Raw genomic sequence first — 23,799 nt, forward strand, 5'->3', positions numbered from 1 at the left:
CCACCCTCGCGAGAACTTATGAGGCATGGATGCCGCGTAAGATCTTAGATGGACGTACTTGCAGCGTGTCCCGCGATGGTTGGCAGGCAAGCGACCTGCAAGACAGCCGCAGACCCGCTGCCTTACGCCCCGCGATCCTCAAGCACGCGACGCAGGAATGGCACCGTGATGCGGCGTTTGGCCGCCAACGACTCGCGATCCAGCCGATCCAGCAAGGCTACCAAGGTGGCAAGTTCGCGTTCGCTGTGCGTCAGCAGCCAGTCGATCGCCGCGTCGTCCAGCCCCAGCCCACGCCGCTGCGCACGATCGCGCAGCACTGCGGCGCGCGCCGCGTCGTCGGGCACCGGCAATCCGATCCGGATGCATTGCGACAGCCGCGAACGCAGATCCGGCAGCACCAACGCCAGGCCATCGGGCATCTGCCGTGCGGTGTAAAGCAGGCTGATGCCGGCAGCGCGCGCACGATTGTGGAAATCGAATAGCGCCACTTCGTCGTCGCGCTGCCCGGCAATGCTGTCAACGCCGTCCAGTGCAACCAGGCTGCGTCCCTCCAATGCTTCGAGCGCATCGCGCAGGCGGCCGGCTGCTGCGTGTAGCGGCAGATACGCGGTTGCGCGCCCGGCCTGCTCGGCCGCTGCGCACACCGCCAGCGCCAGATGCGTCTTGCCGGTGCCGGCGGGACCGGCAAGATAGAGCCAATCGCTCACCTGCCCGGCCGCCAGGGCCTGCAATTGCGCAAGCAGGCCCTCGGGCGCAGCAATGTAACTATCGAAACGCTGATCGGATGGCGCGCGCAACGCCAATGGCAACTGCGGCACGCTCACGACCGATCTGCGTCCTTGCTCGGGTCGATGATGACGCTGCGCTCGGCCGTGGTGGACTGCAGCACGATGCCGGCACGCTCGCCGGCATACAGGTCGCTGCGGGTGTACTGCTCATGCGCATACCGCAGCAGCACGTTGGCCACCGCTGCCACCGGCAGCGCCAGCAGCATGCCGAGGAAGCCGAACAACTGGCCGCCCGCCATCACCGCAAAGATCACCGCCACCGGATGCAGGCCGATCTTGTCGCCGACGATGCGCGGAGTGAGCAAATAACTTTCCAGCAACTGACCGACCGTGAACACCACGCCCACGCCGATCAGCAGCTTCAGATCCAGCCCCTGCGCCTGCACGATGGCCGCCAGCAGCGCCAGCACGATGCCGGTGGTTGCCCCCAGATACGGAATGAAACTGATGAAGCCGGCAATGATGCCGATCAACAATCCCAGGTTGAGCCCGATGATGGACAGCCCGGTGGCATAGATCGCGCCCAGCGCCAGCATCACCAGGAACTGGCCGCGGATGAAGCCACCCAGCACGTCGTTGGATTCCAGCGCCAGCCGGCTCGCGGTGCCGATGTAGGCACGCGGGATGACCGCCGCCACACGCTCGACCAAGCGGTCCCAGTCGCGCAGGAAGTAGAACGCCAGGATCGGCAGCAACGCCAGGTTGATCACCCAGGTCACCATCGCAAAACCCGAGCGCGACACGTAGCCGAAGAAGGTCTTGGCCGCACCGCCGGCCTGCTCCCAGTGGCTGCGGATCCAGTCGATCAAACGCTCCGGGTCCAGCCAGCCCATCAGCTCCACGCCGGTCTTGGCTTCCAGCCACGGAATGGCCGTACTGATTGCCCAGGTGCGCATCTGCGGCAAGGCATCGATCAGGGTCATGATCTGGCGTTCGATCATCGGCACCAGAATCATCAGCGCCAGCACGAACAGCAGCAGCGCCAAGACGAATACCAACGCCACCGCCATGTTGCGCGAACGGCCGGCACGTTCAATGCGGTCCACCAATGGGTCGCCCAGCCAGGCCAGCAGCAATGCCAGCACGAACGGCGTCAGGATCGGGGACAGCAGCGAGACCACCCACAGCACGCCGACAATGACCGCCACCCATTTGAGGCGACGCAGGAATAAAGCGATTTCGGCTTCGGGAGTTAACGTCATTTGAGGCGGTACTCGGCGTGCTCGTTGTCGAGAATGATCGGGCCTTCAGTCGGTACCGAGACCGACACAAGGGGGCTGTTGTCGCCGAGCATACGGTTAAGCCCAGAAATGCCCGTGAGCAGTTCCAGATCTACTTCCATGCGATCGCCGTTGGCGCTGACCGGGCGAATGCTGCGTACCACCGACACGCTCTGCAGTGCGGCGGCGACCCGCAGGTAATCGTCGGCGCTGTGGATGCCGGTGATCACTGCGCGGTACACGCCCGGCACCCCCGAATCGACGCGCTTGGCGTAGCGCTTGACCAAGGCATCGGCGGCGCCATCGGCACCGGCTGCCATCGCGCGGCGCGCATCGCCGTCGCTGCTGCTCCAACTCGACAGCACATTGCCGTTGTCCACGAACACCCAGTCGGCGGTCCAGCCGGCCGCATTGCGGTAGAGCTTGCCGATCAGCTGCATCGGCGGGCTGTATTTAGCCGAAGCGCGCGACACCGCAGCGGTGTCCTTGCGCCAGATCGCACCGGCCAGCGCCTGCTCGGCGGCCGCTCCGCCCGGCAGGCCGAGCCGGTAGCCGCGCTCGATCGCACGGTCGAGCACGCTGCGTGCGGCATTGGCCTGGGAAACGCCAACCAGACGCGGGCCGCTGCCGTCATCGATGGCCAGCCACAGCACCGGCTTGGGACGTGGCAGCGGCCAGACCGGCAGGCCCAGCGCGGCGATCAAGCTATCCACATCGGACTGGCGAAAACGCGCGACCAGGGTGGTGCGGAAGGTCGGCGCACCCGTGCGCGAGGTACCCTGATCCTGGCGGTAGTCGTAGTGTTCGACGTAGTTGGGCGCATTGCGCAGCGCCTGCGGGACGCCGGGGCGGCTCATCACCGAGCGATCGCCGGAGACCTTGCCGAGCACGGCGCCCAGCGCGCGCGCCAGGGCACCGGGGCGATCGGATTCGCCCTGGCTGTTGACCGGCACTTCGGCGTCGTAGGCACTTTGCGCCTTGGCGACGTCGCCTTCGGTGCGCAGATCGGCCTGCGCAAAGGCCGGAACCACAGGCATGGCGACCACGAGGGCAAGAAAGAAAGCGAGACTGCGGCGCATCGACGGTTCCATGGTGTAAGCGTATCCGGGTGAATTGTTGCCCGAATGGGGCGCTAGCGCCAACGTGGCTGTTAAAATCGCCGCCTTTACTGCCGAGCCACCCACGCCCGTGACCAGCCCAACGCCTTCCACTCCCTCGCCCATGACCTACCGCGACGCGGGTGTCGACATCGATGCCGGCAATGCCCTGGTCGAACGCATCAAGCCACTGGTCAAGCGCAGCTTCCGGCCGGAGGTGATGGGTGGCCTGGGCGGCTTTGGCGCGCTGTTCGACCTGTCGGGCAAATACAAGGAGCCGGTGCTGGTCTCCGGCACCGACGGCGTGGGCACCAAGCTCAAACTGGCACAGCAACTGGGCCGCCACGACACCATCGGCATCGACCTGGTCGGCATGTGCGTCAACGACGTGCTGGTGCAGGGCGCCGAGCCGCTGTTCTTCCTGGACTACTTCGCCACCGGCAAGCTCGACGTGGACACCGCCGCAGCGGTGGTCGGCGGCATCGCGCGCGGTTGCGAGCTATCCGGTTGCGCGTTGATCGGTGGCGAAACCGCCGAAATGCCCGACATGTACCCGCCCGGCGAATACGACCTGGCCGGCTTCACCGTGGGTGCGGTGGAAAAGTCGCAGCTGCTGGACGGCGCGCAGGTGCGCGAGGGCGATGTACTGATCGGCATCGCGTCCTCCGGCCCGCATTCCAACGGGTATTCGTTGATCCGCAAGATCTACGAACGTGCCGGCGCGCCGGCAGAGCATGTACTGGACGACGGCACCAAACTGATCGACGCACTGATGGCGCCGACCGCGCTGTACGTCAAGCCGGTGCTGGCGTTGCTCAAGTCGCACGGCGAAACGATCCACGCCATGGCGCACATCACCGGCGGCGGGCTCACCGAAAACATCATCCGCGTGGTTCCCGACGGCCTGGGCCTGGACATCGATGCCACCGCCTGGACCTTGCCGCCGGTATTCGCCTGGCTGCAGCGCGAAGGCGCGGTGGCCGATGCCGAAATGTGGCGCACCTTCAACTGCGGCATCGGCTTTGTGCTGATCGCCTCGCCCGAGCAGGCCGCCACGCTGGAACAGGGGCTGGACGCGCAATCGCTGGCGCATTGGCGCATTGGCCACGTGGTCGCCGCGCATGGCGACGAACGCGTGCGGATTGGCTGAGCCAAGGAGACCTGCATGGACGCTTTCACACCTGCCCTGCCGACGCCGGCCAGCGCCGATGACCTGCAGCACCTCAAGCTGCTGTCGATCTTTCATTACGTGCTGGCCGGCATCACCGGGTTGTTTTCGCTGTTTCCGCTGATCCATCTGTTCATGGGGCTGGCCATCGTCACCGGGCACTTGCCGATGAACGGCAACAACGGCGAAACGGCACCGGACGAGATGCGGATGTTCGGCTGGATCTTCGTGGTGTTTGCGGCCGCGATCATCATCTGCGGCCTGACTCTGGCCGGCTTCATGGCCTATGCCGGCCGTTGTATCGCCCAGCGCCGGCGGCATCTGCTGTGCCTGGTCGTGGCGGGCATTTCGTGCTCCTTCATGCCGTTTGGCACCGTGCTTGGCGTCTTTACGCTGGTCACCTTGTTGCGCCCTCAGGTCAAGGCACTGTTCGGCCCTGCCGCAACCGCCGCCTGAGAGCTACGTGATCACCCGGACCCTGCGCCGCGCCAAACCGGCTGCGTTGACCGTCACCATCGCGGTGTTCCTGGCGAGCTGGATCGCACCGCTGTGGCCGGTCGAGCAGGCCTTGCATAGTTCGCTGACCGTGATCGGGTTGATCGCACTGGTGTGGGCCGACCGTCGCTGGCCGCTGGAGAACGCCGCCTTCGTGGCGATCTGCGTGTTTATCGGATTGCACTGCATCGGCGCGCGCTGGCTGTATTCCAACGTGCCCTACGAGCAATGGAGCATGCAGTTAGTGTACTGGTCGCCCAGCGCCACGTTCGGCTGGACGCGCAATCATTTTGACCGCTTGATCCACCTGCTGTTCGGGCTGTGCTTCACGCCGGCCATTGCGCAACTGGCGTTGCGGCTGTGGCCACGGCTGACACTGCGGCAGGCCTTTGCGCTGACGGTGATGAGCATCATGTGCGTCAGCCTGGTCTACGAGTGGTTCGAGTGGGGCATTGCGCTGTTGCTGTCGCCACAGGCCGCCGAGGCCTACAACGGCCAGCAAGGCGACCCCTGGGACGCACATACAGACATGCTGCTGGCAACCCTCGGCAGCCTGGCGGCCTACCCTGCGGTGAGGACACTGTTCAATGCTCGCAACTGATCCCCGCCTGCGCCTGGCCGTGCTGGCCTCCGGCCGCGGCAGCAATCTGCAGGCCATCCTTGACGCGATCGCCAGCGGGCGCTTGCACGCAGAAGTGGTCGGGGTATTTTCCGACCGTCCGCAGGCGCCAGCGCTTCAAAAAATGGACGCAGCGCGCCGTTGGAGCGCCAGCCCGCGCGACTTCGCCGACCGCGACGCCTTTGACGCCGCGCTGGGCGATGCCATCGCCGCCGTACAGCCGGACTGGATCATTTGCGCCGGCTACATGCGCATTCTGGGCGAGCCATTGGTGCGGCGCTTTGCCGGGCGCATGCTCAATATCCACCCGTCCCTGCTGCCCAAGTACCGTGGCTTGCACACCCATGCGCGCGCGCTGGAGGCCGGCGATGCCGAGCACGGCGCCAGCGTGCATCTGGTGGTACCCGAACTGGATGCCGGCAGCGTGATCGCACAGGCCCGCGTACCGGTGCTCCCCGGCGACAGCGCCGAGCAATTGGCCGCACGCGTTCTGGCCCGCGAGCACCCGCTGCTGCTCGCCACACTCGACCTACTGGCCAGCGGACGCCTGCAGGTGGACGGCGATGCGGTGCATGTCGACGGTCAGTGCCTGTTTACGCCACTACGACTAGAGTCCGCTGACGCCGCGCTCGCCTGAATGCGGATACGCCCCCCTCATCCCGTCTCGGACATCCTTGTGGCCCCGTGCCTCAGCTCCCGCGCATGAAAGCCATCCCGATCGCCGCCGCGCTGTTGACCACGGCCCTGCTTTGCCAGGCCGGCGCAGGCCGTGCGCAACAGGCAGCGGCCCCGTCGGCAGCTGCCGCGCAAACACCTGCCACGCCTGTTCCGCCGGTTGCCCCCGCGGCTGCAGCCGCGCTGCCGGCAAGCACCTGGACGCCGCCGCCGCTGGAGCCTTTCGTGGCGACCTACCAGGCGTTCTACCGCGGCAAGGAGGCGGGCGATGCCACCATGCAGGTCAGCCACGGCGAAGGCAGCCAGTGGCGCATCGACATGTCGGTCCGCGGCCGAAAGGGCTTCGCCAGCATCCTGGGCTTGAACCTGGAACAGAGCACGGTGTTTCGCGTCGATGGCGACACCTATGTGCCGTTGAGCCAGAGCACCGTGCGCAAGGCGATGTTCTTCGGCAAAAAAGTCACCGGCGTCTACAACTGGCAAGCCGGCACCGCGCAGTGGGACGGCGACCTGAAGAAAGAGCGTCAGCAACCCATTCCACTGCAGCACGGCGATCAAAGCGCACTGTCGTTGAATTTGTCGCTGATGCGCGATGCGCAGCCCGGCCGCAGCCTGAGCTACCGCTATGTCGATGTGGGCCGGGTGCGCAAATACGATTACCGCGCCGCCGACACCACCGAAGTGGTGCAGGTTGGCGACCTGAGCTACGACGCGTTGCGCGTATACCGCGTCAACAGCGGCGACAACGAAACCATCCTCTGGATCGCCAACGGGGTTCCGACTCCGGTGCGCATCCTGCAACGTGACAAAGGTGAGGATCAGGTCGATCTCCGCCTGGTCGAATACCAAGGAGTCTGACCATGAAAACCTTCTCTCGCACCAGCGCCTTGATCGCCGCGGCCGCACTGGCCGTAGCCAGCCTGCCGGCATTCGCGATGCAGCCATTCCAGGCCGATTACTCCGCCAATTACATGGGCATGCAGGCCAACGGCACGATGACGCTGGCCGCGGCCGGCGCCAACCAGTGGCGCTACACGCTGACCATCCAGAACCAGCTGGCCAATCTGACCCAGAGCACGGTGTTCGAAGAAACCAGTGGCCAGCTGCGCCCGGTCAGCAGCAACGACACCTCGTCGATGATGGTCAAGCGCCGCAACGTCACCGCCAATTACGACTGGAAAACCAGCCAGGCGACGTGGGCCGGCGATATCAAGCCGGACCGTCGCGGCCCGGTCAAACTGCAGCCTGGCGATATGGACGCGCTACTGATCAACCTGGCGATCACCCGCGATGTGGCCGCCGGCAAGCCGCTCAACTACCGCATGGTGGACGAGGGCCGCATCAAGCCGATGAGCTACAAGGTAATCGGCAAGGAAACCATCACCGTCAACGGCAAGCAGGAACAGGCCACCAAGGTGTCGCGCGTGGATGGCGACAAGGAATTGATCGCCTGGGTGGTCAAGGACCTGCCGGTGCCGGCGCGTCTGTTGCAGAAGGAAAAAGGCCAGGACGCGCTGGACCTGACCATCAAGTCGCTGCGCTGAGCGCGTCAAACCGTCGACCAAAGGACTGATTGCCACCATAGTCCCGGTCGTAAAGTCATTTAGTGCAGTCAAACGCTTACTGAGTCGAGGGCGCGATGCCCTCACCGCTCGCGGGACACGCCGTGAATCCGTCCCTGGAGGCTCGGTGGCGGCATCCATGCCGCCACACGGTCCCGCAAGCGGTGAGGACACCGCGCCAGAGAGTTAGTCGGTTGTTTTGTTGAAAACATGCACACCGATCATCTCGACAGGTCCTTGTCCGCTCACCGCCGAGGGACCTTACGCGGCATCAATGCAATGCCGCATAAGAGCTTGCAAGGACGTACTTGCAGCGTGTCCTGCGATGGTGAGCGGGTAAGGGCTCTGCAGCAAACTCGCGGCGTCGAGGGCGCGATGCCCTCACCGCTCGCGGGACACGCCGTGAATCCTTCCTTGGAGGCTCGGTGGCGGCATCCATGCCGCCACACGGTCCCGCAAGCGGCGAGGACACCGCACCGGGAAGTTGATCGGTAGCCAAGTAAAAGGTTGCCATCTCGCGGGTTGCATTGGCTTGCGAGCACGGCTGCAACTACATGAGATCCAGCGCATCAAAAGCACGTCATGCACTGCTTGCAATCATGCGTACCGACCATCCCGACCGGTCCTTGCCCGCCCAGCGTCGCGGGCCCTTACGCGGCATGGATGCCGCGTAAGAGCTTACAAGGACGTACTTGCAGCGTGTCCCGCGACGGTGGGCGGGCAAGGACCCTGCAACGAAGCCGCAGATCAGCCGCTCCACAAGTGATCTGTCCGCGCTGACCTATCACTTGCTCCAATGGTGATCCATCCGCACGCACCTATCCCTTCTCAGGGCTTGGCAGCAGCCTTGTCATCGCCGGTACTGAACACCGTGCGGCAATCCACGCGAATCTGCGCGTCGTTCTTGCGCCAATAGAACAGATCGCAATGGCGCTTGCCTTCGACGGTCTTTTTTACCGCCACCGCGTAGAACGATTGCGCGATCTCGTTGCGGCTGGCGTTGCCGTCGCCGTTCCAGTCCATGTCCTTGAACTCGACGCCCTGGGTGATGGCCATGCCCACGCTCCAGGCGTAGGCCAGCCACGCAAGGATCAGCACGATCACGCCGAGCAGGATCTTGCGTCGGGTGGTGAAGCGCCCGCGCAGGATCATGCGATGCGCTGGATGGTCGCACCCAGCGCCCCCAGCTTCTCCTCGATGTTTTCGTACCCACGGTCCAGGTGGTAGATGCGATCGATGGTGGTGTCGCCATCGGCCACCAGCCCGGCCAGGATCAACGAGGCCGACGCGCGCAGATCGGTCGCCATCACCGGCGCGCCGCTGAGGCGTTCGGCGCCGCGCACGATGGCGGTATGGCCTTCGACCTGGATATCCGCGCCCAGGCGCAGCAGTTCGTTGACGTGCATGAAGCGGTTTTCGAAGATCGTTTCGTTGATCACGCCCACGCCATCGGCCACGCAGTTGAGCGCCATGAATTGCGCCTGCATGTCGGTGGGAAACGCCGGGTACGGCGCGGTGGTCAGGTTGACCGCGCGCGGGCGCTTGCCGTGCATGTCCAGGGTGACGCTGTCGGCGGTGGTAGTGATGGCGGCGCCGGCTTCGGTGAGCTTGTCCAGCACCGCATCCAGGGTGTCCGGACGCGCGCGACGCACGGTGACGCTGCCACCGGTCATCGCCGCAGCGACCAGGAAGGTGCCGGTTTCGATGCGATCCGGCAGCACTGCGTGGTGCCCGCCCCCCAGACGCTCGACGCCGTGCACCACGATGCGCGGCGTACCGGCACCTTCGATCTGCGCACCGAGCGCGATCAGGCAGTCGGCCAAGTCGGTGACCTCCGGCTCCATCGCCGCGTTTTCCAGCACCGTGGTGCCTTCGGCCAGCACGGCGGCCATCAGCACGTTTTCGGTGCCGGTGACGCTGACCATGTCGAACACGTAACGGCCGCCCTTCAGACGCCCATTGCTGGTGGCCTTGATGTAGCCGTTCTCCACGCTGATCTCCGCACCCAGCGCCTGCAGGCCCTTGATGTGCTGGTCCACCGGGCGCGAACCGATCGCGCAACCGCCGGGCAGCGACACTTCGGCGGTGCCGTAGCGCGCCAGCAGCGGGCCCAGCACCAGGATCGAGGCGCGCATGGTCTTGACCAGCTCGTACGGGGCAACCTGATGGGTCACCGAGCGCGGGTCGACCAGGATCGAGCGGCCCTTGGCCAGCGTGCCTTCGTCGATGGTGACCTCGGCGCCCAGCTCGCTGAGCAGCTTCACCGTGGTGATCACATCGTGCAGGTGCGGCACGTTACTGATTTCCACCGGCGCATCGGCCAGCAGGGTGGCGCACAGGATCGGCAGCACTGCGTTCTTGGCGCCGGAAATATTGACTTCGCCATGCAGCGCTTGGCCGCCGGTCACTACGATTTTTGCCATGGGAGCTTGGGAGATCCGAAAGAGATGTCGGGGGAATGAGATATCGCGGAATTTAAGAGCTGAGACAACGGCGTGCCGGACGGCGCGGCCCCGGGCGGCACTGTGCGGCCGGGGCCGGTCTGCCCGACGGCGCCGCTCAGCCTTCGTCGGGGGTCAGCGTCTTGAGCTGCAGCGCGTGGATCGCGCCACCCATCAAATCGCCAAGGGTCGCGTAGACCATGCGGTGGCGCGCCAACGGGGCCTTGCCGGCGAATGCCGGGCTGACCACGGTCGCCTCGAAGTGCACACCGTCGTCGCCGTGCACGTCGACGCGGGCTTCGGGCAAGCCGGATTCGATGAGTTTACGGATGGTTTCGGCGTCCACAGGGCGTTTCCTCATAAAATGAGCGCACATTCTACTCTTCACCCGAGTCCCGCATGGCCGTCTCGCACCTGCCCACCGCCACCGTCAGCGACGCCAGCCTGGTCGCCAGCGGCCAGCGCGTGCTGGAGATCGAGCGTGAAGCCCTCGCCAGCGTGGGCGCGCGCATCGGCAACGCGTTTGCCGCGGCCTGCCGGCTGGTGCTGGCGTCGCGCGGGCGGGTGGTGGCCACCGGCATGGGCAAATCCGGCCATATCGCGCGCAAGATCGCCGCCACCCTGGCCTCCACCGGCACCCCGGCGTTCTTCGTGCATCCCGGCGAAGCCGGGCATGGCGACCTGGGCATGATCACCGAGGCCGATATCGTGCTGGCGCTGTCGTATTCGGGCGAATCGGACGAAGTGCGCATGCTGCTGCCGGTGCTCAAGCGCCAGGGCAACCCGATCATCGCCATGACCGGCCGCCCCGGCTCCAGTCTGGCCCTGGCCGCCGACGTGCACCTGGATGTCAGCGTCTCCGCCGAGGCCTGCCCGCTGCACCTGGCGCCGACCTCCAGCACCACTGCCTCGCTGGCAATGGGCGATGCGCTGGCGGTGGCGCTGCTGGATGCGCGCGGTTTTACCGCCGACGACTTTGCGCGCTCGCACCCGGCCGGCAGCCTGGGCCGGCGCCTGCTGCTGCACATCACCGACGTCATGCACGGCGGCGATGACCTGCCCAGCGTGCGCGAAGATGCCAGCCTGAGCCAGGCGCTGATGGAAATGAGCCGCAAGCGCCTGGGCATGACGGCGGTGGTCGACAACGACGGTCGCCTGATCGGGCTATTTACCGACGGCGACCTGCGCCGCGCGCTGGACAGCGACATCGACGTGCGCAGCGCCGGCATTGCCGAGGTGATGACGCGCAACCCGCGCACCATCGGCGCCGACCAGCTGGCCGCCGAGGCCGCGCGGCTGATGGAGGACTACAAGATCAATGGCCTGATCGTGGTGGACGCGCAGCAGCGCGCCGTCGGCGCATTGAACATTCACGACCTGTTGCGCGCCAAGGTGGTTTAACAGGTTCAGTTTTCAACCGCGGAACCCCGTTCTCACCCATTCGTGCCGATGCCCTACTCTCCTTTGCAGCACCTCCCCGCCGAGCTGATCGAACGCGCCGCGCGTATCCGCCTGGCCTGTTTCGACGTCGACGGCACCCTGACCGACGGGCGCCTGTACTACGACCACGCCGGCAACGAGAGCAAGTCCTTCAATGTGCTCGACGGCCAGGGCCTCAAACAGCTGGACCATGCCGGCATCCACGTGGCGCTGATCACCGCGCGCGCCAGCCTGTCGGCAGAAAAGCGCGGCCAGGATCTGGGCCTGCACGTGCAGATCGGGGTCAAGAACAAGCGCCTGGCGGTGCTGGCGCTGTGCCAGGAACACGGCCTGTCGCTGGACCAGGTGTTGTTCATGGGCGACGACCTGCCCGACCTGCCGGCGTTACTGGCGGTCGGCCTGCCGGTGGCACCGGCCAATGCACACCCCTGGATCGCCGAGCGCGTGCAGTGGCACACCCAGGCCCGTGGCGGCGAAGGCGCCGCACGTGAGGTCTGCGATGTGGTGCTCGCCGCGCAAGGCCAGGTCGAGGGCATCATCGAAAGGTTTTCCGCATGAACTTGAACTGGCGCACCACGCTAGGCGTCGTGTTGTTTGCTGCGGCCGCCATCTCCGGCTGGTCGGCATGGCAGCAACGCGCGCGCCCGGTTGCCGCAGCGGTGGACGAGTCGAAGGTCGACTACGTGCTGCGCGACTTCGAACTGATCGCGCTGGACAAGCAGAGCGGCAAGGAATCGATGACGCTGCGCGCGCCGGAAATGCACCGCAATCGCGCCGATCAGACCTCCGACATCACCACGCCGGTGTTTCTGCTGCCCGACAACGCCAATCAGCCATGGACGCTGCGCGCCAAAACCGGCTGGGTCAGCCCCAAGGGCGACGAGTTGCGCTTGCGCGGCGATGTCGAAGGCGACAGCCCGACCGCTGGCGCGACGCCGCCCACCACCTTCCGCACCGAGAGTCTGGACGTGTTTCCGCAGCAAAACCTCGCCAAGACCGCTGCTCCGGTGACCATGCGCCGGCCGGGTATCATGCAAAGCGGGGTCGGCTTCGAGGCCGATCTCAAATCACGCCAGTACAAGCTCCTTTCTCAGGTCAAGACCCGCTATGAACCTAATGCTGCCCGCTAAACTGGCGTTTGCCGCGCTGCTGTTGCCCGCCATGGCGATGGCCAAGACCAGCGACCGCAATCAGCCGATGGCGATCGACTCCAATGCCAACGACTGCAACATGCTCGACGACAGCGGCAAGTGCCGTTTCAGCGGCAATGTGGTGATCACCCAGGGCACGCTGGAAATCCACGCCGATACCGCCGACATCTTCCAGAAGAACGGCCAGACCGACCGTGTCGTGCTTAACGGCAAGCAGGCCACGCTCAAGCAGCAGATGGACGACGGCGCGATGATGAACGGCCAGGCCGACAACATCGAATACAAGGTCGCCGACGAGATCATCATTCTGACCGGCAACTACAAGGTCGACTCACCCAAGGGCACCAACGCCGGCCAGCGCATGGTCTACAACACCAAGACCGGCAATATGCAGAGCGGCGGCGATGGCAGCCGCGTGCGCACCATCATCCAGCCCAAGAATGCAGCCCCCGCCGCGGCAACGCCGGCACCGGCCGCCAAGCCTGCCGCCAAGCCGCAGGGGAAGAAGTAATGCTGGTCGCCACCGGTCTGCGCAAGAAGTACAAGCAACGCGAAGTGGTCAAGGAATTCGGCCTCACGCTCGAGGCCGGCGAAGTGGTTGGCCTGCTCGGCCCCAACGGTGCCGGCAAGACCACCTGCTTCTACATGATCGTCGGCCTGGTCGAAGCCGACGCCGGGCGCATCGAACTGGATGGACGCGACCTTACCGCCGAGCCGATGTACGCTCGCGCCAAGCTCGGTGTGGGGTACCTGCCGCAGGAACCGTCGATCTTCCGCAAGCTCACCGTGGCCGACAACATCCGGCTGGTGCTGGAGCTGCGCGAGGAACTGGACACCGCCGGCCGCGAGAAGGAACTGGTTTCGCTGTTGGAAGAATTGCAGATCACCCACGTGGCCGATCAGCTCGGCGCCAGCCTCTCCGGCGGCGAGCGCCGCCGCTGCGAGATTGCCCGCGCGCTGGCCGCAAAGCCGCGCATGATGTTGCTGGACGAACCGTTTGCCGGCGTGGACCCGATTTCGGTCGGCGAGATCCAGCGCATCATCATTCACCTCAAGGAACGCGGCATCGGCGTACTGATCACCGATCACAACGTGCGTGAGACCTTGGGAATCTGCGACCGCGCGTATATCCTCGCCGAGGGGGGCGTGCTGGCGCAGGGGGCACCGGACGCGCTGCTAGCCAATCCCGACGTCCGTCGCGTGTATCTGGGGGAAACTTTCCGCCTTTGAGCGCGTCGCCGCGCCATCGATTCTTCCAGTCAGTGCCTGCATGAAAGCCCGGCTTCAGACATCGCTAGGACAGCAGCTGGTCATGACGCCGCAATTGCGTCAGGCGATCAAGCTATTGCAGATGTCCACCACCGAGCTGGAACTGGAAATCGCCGAAGCGGTGGAAACCAACCCGCTGCTGGAATGGGCCGACGAAGCCGCGCATGCGGCCGGCGACACACCGGTGGAGTCCTCGTCGTCCTCGTCCAGCGAGGAACCCCAGCGCGAAGAACCGGCACCTGCCGAACGCGACGACGATTGGTCGCAGGACGAATTGCAGTGGACCGGCTCGGGCAGCGGCGGCAGTTTCGACGATGACGAGTCCGGCGATGCCGCCGAGCGCGTGGCCGAATCAGAAACCCTGGCCGACCATCTGCTGTGGCAGCTGCATCTGTCGCCGTTGTCGCCACGCGACCGCCAGATTGGCGCAATGCTGATCGATGCGCTGGACGAAGACGGTTATCTGCGCGAACCGCTGTCGGCCATTCTCGAAACACTGGCGCTGGGCGCTGCGGTGGACGAGGCGGAAGTACTGACCGTGCTGCATCAGATCCAGCGTTTCGACCCGGTCGGGGTGGGTGCGCGCACGCTGGGCGAGTGCCTGGCGCTGCAGCTGGCGGTGCTCGACCCGGCCATCCCGGGGCGCGACCTGGCGCTGCAGATCGTCGCCGGCCCGCTGGAACGGCTGCCGCGCGCCGGTGTGCCCGGCCTGGCGCACGAACTCAAGCGCTCGGCCGCCGATGTCGAACAGGCCGTGCAGCTAGTGCGATCGCTGGACCCGCGCCCGGGCAAGCAGATCGGCGACCTGTCGCAGGACACCTACGTGGTGCCCGACTGCGTGATCTGGCGCCAGCGCGGCGTCTGGCGCGCGTCGCTGGCCGGCCGCTCGCAGCCCAAGGTCACCATCCATCGTGGCTACGAGAACCTGATCCGCAGCTGCGGCGAATCCGACGCCGGCTATCTGCGCGGGCAATTGCAGGAGGCCCGCTGGCTGCTCAAGAGCCTGGAAGCCCGTGGCGAAACCCTGCTGCGGGTGGTGCGTTGCCTGTTGCAGCACCAGGCCGGGTTTCTGGAATTCGGCGCGCAGGCGCTGCGCCCGCTGACCCTGCGCGAGATCGCCGGCGAGCTCGGCCTGCACGAATCCACCATTTCCCGCGCCATTGCCCGCAAATACGTGCGCACCCCGCGCGGCACCATCGCGCTGCGCTCGTTCTTTGCCTCCGGCATCGACACCGACAGCGGCGGCGAAGCCTCCAGCACCGCCATCCAGGCCATGATCCGGCGCCTGATCGACGCAGAAAACCCGCGCAAACCCTTGTCGGACGCCAAGTTGGCAGATCTGTTGAAAACTTCCGGCGTACCAGTGGCGCGGCGCACCGTTGCGAAGTATCGTGAGGCCATGAACATTTCCGCTTCCCACGAACGCGTACGCATCGCCTGACGTTGCAACCACCGCAACGCCGGCCTGCGCCGGGTTAGTCGGATCACCGGAACGGTTCATTGGCCCACCGACCAATGGAGGTATCCGATGCGCATCGAGACGTATGGCCACCAGCTTGAAGTGACCCCCGCCCTGCGGGACTACGTGGCAAGCAAGCTGCAGCGACTGCAGCGCCATTTCGACCAGCACTGCGAAGTCAGAACGCAGCTGGCGGTTCGCAAGCCGGACCACCACGTGGTCGCCACCGTCAACCTTCCCGGTCGCACCCTGCACGCAGATGCCAGCGGTTCCACCATGTATGCGGCCATCGACCTGCTGGTCGACAAGCTCGACCGCCTGGTGCTCAAGCACAAAGAAAAGAAATGTAACCACCACGCACGCGAGGTGCGCGACAATCCCGCATGACGCTTCCCGCTTGATGCCCTCATGCCTTTAACCGATCTGATGGCGGCCGTGCGCACCGTGGTGTCGCCGGCCGCCGATCGCGACACCGTCCTGCACACCGCCGCCGAGTTACTGTCCTGCCGACAGGCCGGCGCCGACGAGCTCTACGCCAACCTGTGCGAGCGCGAGGCCCTGGGCAGTACAGCCATCGGCCATGGCATCGCCATTCCGCATGGACGCTGCCCCAATCTGACCGAACCCCGCGGCGCGCTGCTGCGGCTGGACGCCCCGGTCGCGTTCGGCGGCGACGAACCGGTGGATCTGGTGTTCGCCATGGCGGTGCCTGCGCACTACACCCACCAACACCTGATGCTGTTGTCGGAACTGGCCGAGCGCTTTTCCGACCCGCAGTTCCGTCAGCAGCTGCGCGCCGCGCCCGATGCCGACGCGCTGATGGCCCTGCTCACCGATGCGCCTCCACCACAGGCCAGCGCGGCATGAATACCAGCATCACCGCACGCGAATTGTTCGACCAGCAGCGCGACAAGCTGGCGCTGCGCTGGGTCGCCGGGCAGAAAGGCGAGCACCGCGAGATCGAGGCCGGCAGCAACAATGCCCGCCGCCCGTCGCTGGCCGGCTATCTCAATGTGATCTATCCCAACAAGGTGCAGATCCTGGGCACCGAAGAGCTGGCCTGGCTGGATTCGCTGGATGCGCGGCAGCGCTGGGAAACCATCGAGAAGATCATCCAGGTGCAGCCGCTGGCACTGGCGATCAGCAAGAACCAGTCGTGCCCGGAAGATCTGCGCGCGGCGGCCGATGAGTCCAACACCCCGCTGTGGATCTCGCCCAAGCGCGGCCATGAGCTGCTCAATCACCTCTCCTACCACCTGGCGCGCACGCTGGCGCCGCGGGTCACGCTGCATGGCGTGTTCATGGAAATTTATTCGATCGGTGTGCTGATCACCGGCGAAGCCGGCTCGGGCAAGAGCGAGCTGGCGCTGGAACTGCTCAGCCGCGGCCACCGCCTGGTGGCCGACGATGCGCCGGAATTCACCCAGATCGCTCCTGACGTGCTCGATGGCACCTGCCCCGAACTGCTGCAGGACCTGCTGGAAGTGCGCGGTCTGGGCGTGTTGAACGTGCGCGACATGTTCGGCGACACCGCGGTGAAGAAGAACAAATACCTGCGCCTGATCGTGCACCTGACCCGGCCGATGACCGAACCCATGCCGTCCGGCTACGAGCGCCTGACCGGCGATTCCGGCAGCCGCCACGTGCTGGATCTGGATGTGCCGCTGATCACCCTGCCGGTGATGCCGGGCCGCAACCTGGCCGTACTCACCGAGGCCGCCACCCGGCTGCACATCCTGCGCACCAAGGGCATCGACCCGGCGGCGATGTTCATCGCCCGCCACAGCAACCTGCTGGAGCGACGCACGCCATGAGCATCACGCCCTCCACGCTGATGATCGTGAGCGGGCTGTCCGGCTCGGGCAAATCGGTCGCGCTGAAAACCTTCGAAGACCTGGATTACTACTGCTCGGACAATCTGCCGGTGGAGCTGCTGCCGGACTTCGTCAAGAGCCGCCTGCGCGGCAACCCGATCGGCGACCAGCGCCTGGCGGTCGGTATCGACGTGCGCAGTCGCAGCGACCTCACCCAGCTGGCGCAATGGCGCCAGGCCGCGCAGGAATACGGCATCGAGGCACGCCTGCTGTTTTTCGAAGCCAGCGATGAAGCGCTGATCAAACGCTATGCCGACACCCGTCGCCGTCATCCGCTGAGCCATCTCGGCCTGGCGTTGCCGGAGGCGATCACGCGCGAGCGGCAGTTGACCGAGCCGCTACGCGCGCAGGCCGACGCCATCATCGATACCAGCACGCTCAACGTGCATCAATTGCGTCGCCGCGTGGTCACCGAGTTTGCGCTCGGCTCCAACGACCGTCTGTCGCTGCTGTTCGAATCGTTCGCCTACAAGCGCGGCGTGCCGGCCGAAGCCGACTTCGTGTTCGATGCGCGCGTGCTGCCCAATCCGCACTGGGACCCGGAACTGCGACCGCTCACCGGCCGCGATGCCGGGGTGCGCAACTATCTGGATAACGAGGCGGATGTGCAGCGCTACAGCGCGCAGATCGTGGACCTACTCGATACCTGGCTGCCGCGGCTGCGCAACGATACCCGCAGCTACGTGACCATCGCCTTCGGCTGCACCGGCGGCAAACATCGCTCGGTGTACATGGCCGAACGCATGGCGCGGCATGCGCGCGAACAGGGCTGGCCGGAAGTGGCCACGTTTCATCGCGAGCAGGACTGATTGGGGCCGGAATTTGGAATTCGGGATTGGGGATTGGTCAAAGCGATAAGGCGATGTCCTGCGTGCTGTGACGAATTTGACTAAGCTGGCTTGGAAGGTTTCTTTGGGGGTTGACGCGTTGCCTACGCGTCGTTGGCGTGGATCGCGGGACTGGATATAGCTGGCGCGCTTTGTTGCGGCTTCCCTAGTCTTCATGCGGCATCGCGGATTGCAGGTGCTTGGACATGCGCGCGCGCTGCAAAACCTGCAGGCCTCATCCTTTATCTGGACGTGCACTGCTCCGCAAAGTGCGAACTGCAGTGCTCGCTTGCTGTGCGTTCGGCAGCGACCTGATGCGCGTCATGGATCATTCGTCACAGCCGCTGCAACGCGCTCGTTGCGCGCCGCGCACGCGCTCTGTTGCTGCGGTCCTAAACGGCTATTCAGTTCGCAACGCATCGGTGCAGGTAAACGCTATCGCGCGGTCACGCTGACCTGTTAACGTTTCGGCATGGCCTGTGGCATTCTCCTCATTACTCATCCCGGCATCGGCGCAGCGTTGTTGAACGTGGCGACGGGGCTGTTGCGGCATTTGCCGCTGAAGACCGAAGCATTCGATGTGCCGTTCGATGCAGACCTGGACGCATTGTTGCCCCAGGCCTCGACGGCGATGCGTCGGGTCGACAGCGGCGACGGCGTGCTGGTCATGACCGACCTGTACGGCGCAAGCCCCAGCAATCTCGCCAGCCGGTTGGCCAAGCTGGGCACGCCGGTTCGCCGGGTGTCCGCGCTGAGCCTGCCGATGCTGCTGCGGGTGATGAATTACCCCGAACAAGGTTTGCAGGAGCTGCCCGCCACCGCGGCGGCCGGTACCCGCAACGGAGCGATCATCGACGATGCTTGAACGCGAACTCATTGTGTCCAACCGACTTGGACTGCACGCGCGGGCAACCGCCAAGCTGGTGCAGACGCTGTCGTCCTATCGCAGCAACGCCACGCTGGCGGCCAAGGGCCGCGAGGTGAACGCCAAGAGCATCATGGGCGTGATGTTGCTGGCCGCCGGCCAAGGCACCAGCGTGGTGGTGCGCCTGGATGGCGAAGACGAAGCCGAGGCCTTGCAGGCCCTGGTGGACTTGTTCGAGCGTCGTTTCGACGAGGACAGCTGAGCATGCGCGGCGTCGGCGCCGTTGCGACCGACACGGCGCCGCTGCGCCAGGCACACGCATGAGTCTGCGCCTGCGCGGACATGGCGCCTCGCGCGGCAATGCGCTCGGGCGCGCGCGCGTACGCCAGAGCCACACGCTGGAAGTGGCCGAACAACGCGTGCCCGCCAACCAGGTGGAAACGCAGTTGCAGCGCCTGCACACCGCCATCGAGGCAGCACGCGTCGAAATGCAGGAGCTGCGCGATCGCCTGCATGGCGCGCTGGCGCGCGAAGTCGGCGAATTTCTCGAACTGCATGCGCTGCTGCTGGACGACCCGGAATTGCTGCAGGGGCTGGATGAGCTGATCCGCACCCACCGCTACAGTGCCGACTACGCGCTGCGCGTGCAGCGCGACCGGCTGGCGGCAGTGTTCGATGGCATGGAAGACGCCTATCTCAAGAGCCGCATGGACGACCTGGATCACGTGATCGGCCGCATCCATGCGTTCTTGCATAAGCGTGCGCCCGACCTCAAGGGCGTGGCCGGCGAGATCCTGGTCTGCGACAACGTGGCGCCGTCCGAACTGGCGCAGCTGCAGGCGCAAGGTGTGGTCGGCATCGTCACCACCGCCGGCAGCGCGCTGTCGCATAGCGCGATCCTGGCGCGCAGCCTGCATCTGCCGCTGGTGGTCGGCGTGGCCGATGCGGTGCAGCGGATCGACGATGGCGATGTCCTGATCGTCGATGCCGGCTCCGGCCAGGTGATCGTCGACCCCACGCCCGACCATCTGCGCGACTACCGCGAGCGTTTACGCACGCTGGCCAAGGAGCAGCGCGAACTGGGCCGGCTGCGCTCCAAGCCCACGCGCACCCGCGACAACGTCGATATCACCCTGCTGGCCAATGCCGAGTCGCTGGAAGACGTCGCGCGCGCACATGCGCTGGGCGCCAGCGGTCTGGGCCTGTACCGCACCGAATTCCTGTTCCTGCAGCGCAACGAGCTGCCCGACGAAGACGAGCAGTTCCAGACCTATCGCGACACCGTACTGGGCATGAGCGGCCGCCCGGTGACCATTCGCACGCTGGATCTGGGCGCCGACAAGGCCGACCGCACCGGCCTGACCTTGAGCGACGAAGACAACCCGGCCCTGGGCCTGCGTGGCGTGCGCCTGTCGCTGGCACGCCCTGCGGTGGCGCAGGCGCAGTTGCGCGCGATCCTGCGCGCATCCGGCTACGGCCCGGTGCGCATTCTGGTGCCGATGGTCAGCGGCCGCGAAGAAATCCAGTTGGTGCGCAAGCAGCTGAAAAAGCTCACCGCTCAGCTGCGCGATGAAGGCCACGAGATTGCCGAGTACATTCCGCTCGGCGCGATGATCGAGGTGCCTGCCGCGGCGCTGGCGCTGGATTGCTTTATCGACGACATCGATTTCCTGTCGATCGGCACCAACGATCTGGTGCAGTACCTGCTGGCGGTGGATCGCAACAACGAGGCGCTGGGCGAGTTGTATTCGCCATTGCATCCGGCGGTGTTGCGACTGATTGCGCAGGTGATCGCCACCGGGCGGGCGTACGGCAAGCCGGTGGCGGTGTGCGGCGAGATTGCCGGCGACCCGCGGTTCGTGCCGATGTTGTTGGCGTTGGGGCTCACCGAATTCAGCCTGCACCCGGCCACCTTGCTGGAAGTGCGCCGCGCGGTACGCGACATCCACCTGGGCGAGCTGCGCGTGCATGGCGACAAACTATTGCGCGCACGCGACCGCAAGGGCATCGAGAAGTGGCTGGCCTGCAATGCGCAGGGCGTGTTGCGGTAGCGCCACGGGCGACTGAGAGCAGCCAACAAAACGACTGTGTTCACCGCCATGCGTGCGCAGCTGGTACTCGGTGCGGCATGTACCACACGGACATCCGGTTCATCCGCGCAGCCCGCACCCAGCGGACGACTGCTCGCTACGTGTTGTTAGGCGATCTGATCGCCTCTGCCCTGCGCGCACCGCGACACGCAGAGTCGGCCATTTCATAGCCACTTGCGCACGCCGCACGTCGTTGGCCCGATGCGGCAAGCGCCGGCGCAATGCGCTCACCCTTTCAGGGCGCTTGCCGCATTGCTTCGGCAATCTGCATGCGGATCGCCACGCCGCTGTATGTTTCGTCACCATGCGCAAGCGATAATGCCGTGCTGATCCAGCACCGCGTCTCCTACTGACGGCGCGTCCACTCTTCCGGGGAGCCGCGCATGGCCGAAGCCGTCCGCCACGACAAGACTGCGCGCCAGCTACGATTGCTGTCCGACGCGCTGGATAGCGGACGCTTGGGGCCGGTGCGCCGGCTGGTCAACACGCTGGCGCCGGCGGAGATCGGCAATCTGCTCGAATCTCTGCCGCCCGGCAAGCGCGAAGTGGTGTGGGGTCTGGTCGACCCGGAAGACGATGGCGAAGTGCTGCTGCATGTCGGCGACGAAGTGCGCGAAAGCCTGCTGGCCGACATGGACACCGATGAAATCGTCGCCGCGGTCGAAGACCTGGACATCGACGATCTGGCCAATCTGGTCGAAGACCTGCCCGACACCGTCATCGACGAAGTGCTCAAGTCGATGGACCGCGAGAACCGCGAGCGGCTGGAGCAGGTGCTGTCGTATCCGGAAGACACCGCCGGCCGCCTGATGAACCCGGACGTGGTGACGGTGCGCGCCGACGTCAATGTCGATGTGGTGCTGCGCTATCTGCGCCTGCGCGGCGAGCTGCCCGATCACACCGATCACCTGTATGTGGTGAGCCGACGTCATCAGTATCTGGGGCGTGTGTCGCTGGCCGCGCTGGTCACGCATGAGGACAGCACGCCGGTCAACCGCTTGATCGACGACGAACAACCGGCGATCGATGTGGGCGATGGCTCCGACGAGGTGGCGCGGCGCTTCTCCGATCACGACTGGATCTCCGCCCCGGTGGTGGACGACAACAACATCCTGCTCGGTCGCATCACCATCGATGACGTGGTGGACATCATCCGCGAGCAGGCCGAGCACCAGGCCATGAGCGCGGCGGGCCTGGACGAAGACGAGGACATGTTCAGCCCGGCGCGGCGTGCATTCCGTCGCCGGCTGATCTGGCTGGGCATCAATCTATGCACCGCTTTTCTGGCCTCCAGCGTGGTCAGCCGCTTCGAAGGCACCATCGAAAAACTGGTGGCGCTTGCGGCACTGATGCCGATCGTGGCCGGCATGGGCGGCAACGCCGGCACCCAGGTGCTGGCGCTGATGGTGCGCGGCCTGGCGCTGGGGCAGATCGGCTCGTCCAACGTGATGACCCTGCTCAAGAAGGAACTCACGGTCGCGCTGATCAACGGCCTGTTCCTGGGCGTGGGGCTTGGCCTGATCGTGCTGGCCTGGTTCCGTCAGCCGATGCTGTCGCTGGTGATCGGCACCGCGCTGACCTTGAACATGCTTACCGCTGCCTTCGGTGGCGTGCTTGTGCCGGTGACGCTCAAACGGTTGGGCTTCGATCCGGCACTGGCCGGCGGCGTGATCCTGACCACACTGACCGACGTGATGGGCTTTTTGAGCTTCCTGGGCCTGGCCACGTTGATCCTGATGCCGTGAGCGCGGGCGCCTGATCGTGTGTGCGCGCAGCCAAGAGTGAAGAACCGCATGACGCGTCCATGCCGATCGCCGCAGCGCGACGTGCCAGCGCAGCTGCATGCGGCGATACTGCAGCTCTGTGATCGATGGGGAGTGCTGCGTGATCGTTCGTTGCGTCTTACTTGCAATTCTTGCGCTGGTACTCGCCGGTTGCTCCAGCATGGCTGAGCGCCAGCACGACGGGCGGCGCGGCCACTTCGTCGCCCGCACCCTGCAGCTGGAGGGCCGGCTATACCGCTATCAGGTGTTCGTGCCGGCCGCCAAGGCGCCGCAGCCACGGCCGATCGTGTTGTTTCTGCATGGCTCGGGCGAGCGCGGCGACAACGGTCGCGATCAGGCCGAAGTCGGCGTCGGGCCTTACCTGAGCGAACACACCGCCGAATTTCCTGCACTGGTGGTATTGCCGCAGGTGCCCGACGACGAGGAATGGCTGGGCATCAATGCGCGTATGGCGATCGCCGCGCTGGATGCGGCCAGCGCCGAGTTCGCTGCCGACCCGCAACGCACCTACCTTACCGGCATCTCGATGGGCGGTTATGGGGCGTGGGAAATCGGGCTGATGCAGCCGCAGCGATTCGCCGCGATCGTGCCGGTCTGCGGCGCACTCAAGGCGCCACGCGACGAGCGCCACACGCTATACGTCAGCCTGGTGGCCAAGGAAGCCGACCCGTACACGGCGGCGGTCACCCAGCTCAAGCACGTCCCGATCTGGACGTTCCATGGCGCCAAGGACACCTCCGTGCCACCGCACGACGACCGCGCGTTGTACCGCGCGGCAAAAGGCGTGGGCGCCAACCTGCGCTACAGCGAATATCCCGAAGGCAACCACAACGTTTGGGACGCGACCTACGCGGACCCGGCGATGTGGGAATGGATGTTCAAACAGCGCCTGCGTTGAGCGTGTTGCAGTTGGATGCAGAGGACGCGCGCTCAGGCGCGCGGCGACTGCTGCAGTGAAGGCGAAGGCTGGCGGTG

General features: G+C 65.6%; 27 protein-coding genes and 1 other RNA gene. 22 read left to right on the forward strand and 6 right to left on the reverse strand.

The features are described 5' to 3' along the window. Positions 1–122: 122 nt before the first annotated feature. The 3 genes from hda to ACZZ0O_RS20945 are packed head-to-tail and all read right to left on the reverse strand — an operon-like array spanning position 123 to position 3,099. On the reverse strand, positions 123–824 hold the full coding sequence (gene hda / locus ACZZ0O_RS20935) for a DnaA regulatory inactivator Hda (protein ID WP_115513501.1): 702 nt from the start codon (positions 822–824) through the stop codon (positions 123–125). Beyond that, positions 821–1,990: an AI-2E family transporter gene (locus tag ACZZ0O_RS20940; RefSeq protein WP_463591752.1), complete on the reverse strand. Its 1,170-nt coding sequence runs from the start codon at positions 1,988–1,990 to the stop codon at positions 821–823. Before ACZZ0O_RS20940 ends, hda begins: the two co-directional genes overlap by 4 nt. Further along, positions 1,987–3,099, reverse strand: coding sequence for a DUF2066 domain-containing protein (locus tag ACZZ0O_RS20945; protein ID WP_323519692.1), 1,113 nt, complete (start codon positions 3,097–3,099; stop codon positions 1,987–1,989). Before ACZZ0O_RS20945 ends, ACZZ0O_RS20940 begins: the two co-directional genes overlap by 4 nt. Positions 3,100–3,121: 22 nt before the next feature. On the opposite strand from ACZZ0O_RS20945, the gene purM reads away from it, so the two are divergent. The 6 genes from purM (at position 3,122) to ACZZ0O_RS20975 (ending at position 7,606) form a co-directional block, all read left to right on the forward strand. Beyond that, positions 3,122–4,255, forward strand: a complete 1,134-nt coding sequence (purM, locus tag ACZZ0O_RS20950; RefSeq protein WP_463591753.1) for a phosphoribosylformylglycinamidine cyclo-ligase — start codon at positions 3,122–3,124, stop codon at positions 4,253–4,255. Positions 4,256–4,270: 15 nt separating this feature from the next. Next, positions 4,271–4,729, forward strand: a complete 459-nt coding sequence (locus tag ACZZ0O_RS20955; RefSeq protein WP_115528563.1) for a hypothetical protein — start codon at positions 4,271–4,273, stop codon at positions 4,727–4,729. A 22-nt stretch (positions 4,730–4,751) separates the two neighbouring features. Next, a complete protein-coding gene (locus ACZZ0O_RS20960) occupies positions 4,752–5,369 on the forward strand; it encodes a DUF2238 domain-containing protein (protein ID WP_463592504.1) in 618 nt (205 codons plus the stop codon). Continuing rightward, positions 5,356–6,024 (forward strand): phosphoribosylglycinamide formyltransferase, encoded by a 669-nt coding sequence (gene purN, locus ACZZ0O_RS20965; protein WP_463591754.1) that lies wholly within the window; start codon positions 5,356–5,358, stop codon positions 6,022–6,024. Before ACZZ0O_RS20960 ends, purN begins: the two co-directional genes overlap by 14 nt. A gap of 65 nt (positions 6,025–6,089) precedes the next feature. Beyond that, the gene (locus ACZZ0O_RS20970) at positions 6,090–6,920 is read left to right on the forward strand and encodes a DUF3108 domain-containing protein (RefSeq protein WP_115528564.1); all 831 of its coding nucleotides are present in this window, start codon (positions 6,090–6,092) and stop codon (positions 6,918–6,920) included. A 2-nt stretch (positions 6,921–6,922) separates the two neighbouring features. Further along, positions 6,923–7,606 carry a DUF3108 domain-containing protein gene (locus ACZZ0O_RS20975; protein ID WP_115554275.1) on the forward strand — a complete coding sequence of 228 codons (684 nt, stop codon included), beginning with the start codon at positions 6,923–6,925 and terminating at the stop codon, positions 7,604–7,606. A gap of 846 nt (positions 7,607–8,452) precedes the next feature. Here the strand turns inward: ACZZ0O_RS20975 and ACZZ0O_RS20980 are convergent. The 3 genes from ACZZ0O_RS20980 to ACZZ0O_RS20990 all read right to left on the reverse strand — a co-directional run bounded on the left by ACZZ0O_RS20980 (position 8,453) and on the right by ACZZ0O_RS20990 (position 10,411). Further along, the gene (locus ACZZ0O_RS20980; RefSeq protein WP_055849585.1) at positions 8,453–8,776 is read right to left on the reverse strand and encodes a hypothetical protein; all 324 of its coding nucleotides are present in this window, start codon (positions 8,774–8,776) and stop codon (positions 8,453–8,455) included. Further along, positions 8,773–10,047 (reverse strand): UDP-N-acetylglucosamine 1-carboxyvinyltransferase, encoded by a 1,275-nt coding sequence (gene murA / locus ACZZ0O_RS20985; RefSeq protein WP_463591755.1) that lies wholly within the window; start codon positions 10,045–10,047, stop codon positions 8,773–8,775. Before murA ends, ACZZ0O_RS20980 begins: the two co-directional genes overlap by 4 nt. A gap of 136 nt (positions 10,048–10,183) precedes the next feature. Beyond that, a complete protein-coding gene (locus ACZZ0O_RS20990; protein ID WP_017157709.1) occupies positions 10,184–10,411 on the reverse strand; it encodes a BolA family protein in 228 nt (75 codons plus the stop codon). A 53-nt stretch (positions 10,412–10,464) separates the two neighbouring features. On the opposite strand from ACZZ0O_RS20990, the gene ACZZ0O_RS20995 reads away from it, so the two are divergent. From ACZZ0O_RS20995 to ACZZ0O_RS21070, 16 genes are all read left to right on the forward strand, one after another. Continuing rightward, positions 10,465–11,466: a KpsF/GutQ family sugar-phosphate isomerase gene (locus tag ACZZ0O_RS20995; RefSeq protein ID WP_115528567.1), complete on the forward strand. Its 1,002-nt coding sequence runs from the start codon at positions 10,465–10,467 to the stop codon at positions 11,464–11,466. Positions 11,467–11,514: 48 nt separating this feature from the next. After that, the gene (locus ACZZ0O_RS21000) at positions 11,515–12,063 is read left to right on the forward strand and encodes a KdsC family phosphatase (protein ID WP_055849574.1); all 549 of its coding nucleotides are present in this window, start codon (positions 11,515–11,517) and stop codon (positions 12,061–12,063) included. Continuing rightward, positions 12,060–12,635 carry an LPS export ABC transporter periplasmic protein LptC gene (gene lptC, locus ACZZ0O_RS21005; protein WP_115554277.1) on the forward strand — a complete coding sequence of 192 codons (576 nt, stop codon included), beginning with the start codon at positions 12,060–12,062 and terminating at the stop codon, positions 12,633–12,635. The genes ACZZ0O_RS21000 and lptC overlap by 4 nt, the downstream gene beginning before the upstream one ends. Continuing rightward, on the forward strand, positions 12,613–13,167 hold the full coding sequence (lptA, locus tag ACZZ0O_RS21010) for a lipopolysaccharide transport periplasmic protein LptA (RefSeq protein WP_463591756.1): 555 nt from the start codon (positions 12,613–12,615) through the stop codon (positions 13,165–13,167). Before lptC ends, lptA begins: the two co-directional genes overlap by 23 nt. After that, positions 13,167–13,886 (forward strand): LPS export ABC transporter ATP-binding protein, encoded by a 720-nt coding sequence (lptB, locus tag ACZZ0O_RS21015; RefSeq protein ID WP_055849562.1) that lies wholly within the window; start codon positions 13,167–13,169, stop codon positions 13,884–13,886. Before lptA ends, lptB begins: the two co-directional genes overlap by 1 nt. Before the next feature lie 40 nt (positions 13,887–13,926). Further along, entirely contained in the window at positions 13,927–15,366 is a 1,440-nt protein-coding gene (locus ACZZ0O_RS21020; protein ID WP_323537455.1) for an RNA polymerase factor sigma-54, read from the forward strand. A gap of 87 nt (positions 15,367–15,453) precedes the next feature. Beyond that, positions 15,454–15,771, forward strand: coding sequence for a ribosome hibernation-promoting factor, HPF/YfiA family (gene hpf / locus ACZZ0O_RS21025; RefSeq protein WP_011037930.1), 318 nt, complete (start codon positions 15,454–15,456; stop codon positions 15,769–15,771). Positions 15,772–15,792: 21 nt separating this feature from the next. Further along, the gene (locus ACZZ0O_RS21030; RefSeq protein ID WP_115513513.1) at positions 15,793–16,251 is read left to right on the forward strand and encodes a PTS sugar transporter subunit IIA; all 459 of its coding nucleotides are present in this window, start codon (positions 15,793–15,795) and stop codon (positions 16,249–16,251) included. Next, a complete protein-coding gene (hprK, locus tag ACZZ0O_RS21035) occupies positions 16,248–17,198 on the forward strand; it encodes an HPr(Ser) kinase/phosphatase (RefSeq protein ID WP_055849551.1) in 951 nt (316 codons plus the stop codon). The genes ACZZ0O_RS21030 and hprK overlap by 4 nt, the downstream gene beginning before the upstream one ends. Further along, positions 17,195–18,067 carry an RNase adapter RapZ gene (rapZ, locus tag ACZZ0O_RS21040; protein WP_055849548.1) on the forward strand — a complete coding sequence of 291 codons (873 nt, stop codon included), beginning with the start codon at positions 17,195–17,197 and terminating at the stop codon, positions 18,065–18,067. Before hprK ends, rapZ begins: the two co-directional genes overlap by 4 nt. A 490-nt stretch (positions 18,068–18,557) precedes the next feature. Beyond that, complete coding sequence (locus tag ACZZ0O_RS21045; protein ID WP_055849544.1) at positions 18,558–18,950, forward strand: PTS sugar transporter subunit IIA; 393 nt, start codon at positions 18,558–18,560, stop codon at positions 18,948–18,950. Further along, positions 18,943–19,212, forward strand: a complete 270-nt coding sequence (locus ACZZ0O_RS21050; RefSeq protein WP_005913389.1) for an HPr family phosphocarrier protein — start codon at positions 18,943–18,945, stop codon at positions 19,210–19,212. Before ACZZ0O_RS21045 ends, ACZZ0O_RS21050 begins: the two co-directional genes overlap by 8 nt. Before the next feature lie 58 nt (positions 19,213–19,270). Beyond that, entirely contained in the window at positions 19,271–21,001 is a 1,731-nt protein-coding gene (gene ptsP / locus ACZZ0O_RS21055; RefSeq protein WP_115554280.1) for a phosphoenolpyruvate--protein phosphotransferase, read from the forward strand. 77 nt (positions 21,002–21,078) lie between these two features. After that, a non-coding RNA gene (locus tag ACZZ0O_RS21060) (sX9 sRNA) lies at positions 21,079–21,153 on the forward strand. A 270-nt stretch (positions 21,154–21,423) separates the two neighbouring features. Next, the gene (gene mgtE / locus ACZZ0O_RS21065) at positions 21,424–22,785 is read left to right on the forward strand and encodes a magnesium transporter (protein ID WP_055849537.1); all 1,362 of its coding nucleotides are present in this window, start codon (positions 21,424–21,426) and stop codon (positions 22,783–22,785) included. A 97-nt stretch (positions 22,786–22,882) separates the two neighbouring features. Next, positions 22,883–23,722, forward strand: coding sequence for a carboxylesterase family protein (locus tag ACZZ0O_RS21070; RefSeq protein ID WP_164497843.1), 840 nt, complete (start codon positions 22,883–22,885; stop codon positions 23,720–23,722). Positions 23,723–23,799 lie beyond the last annotated feature (77 nt).

This window comes from Xanthomonas sp. AC360 (assembly GCF_979258225.1).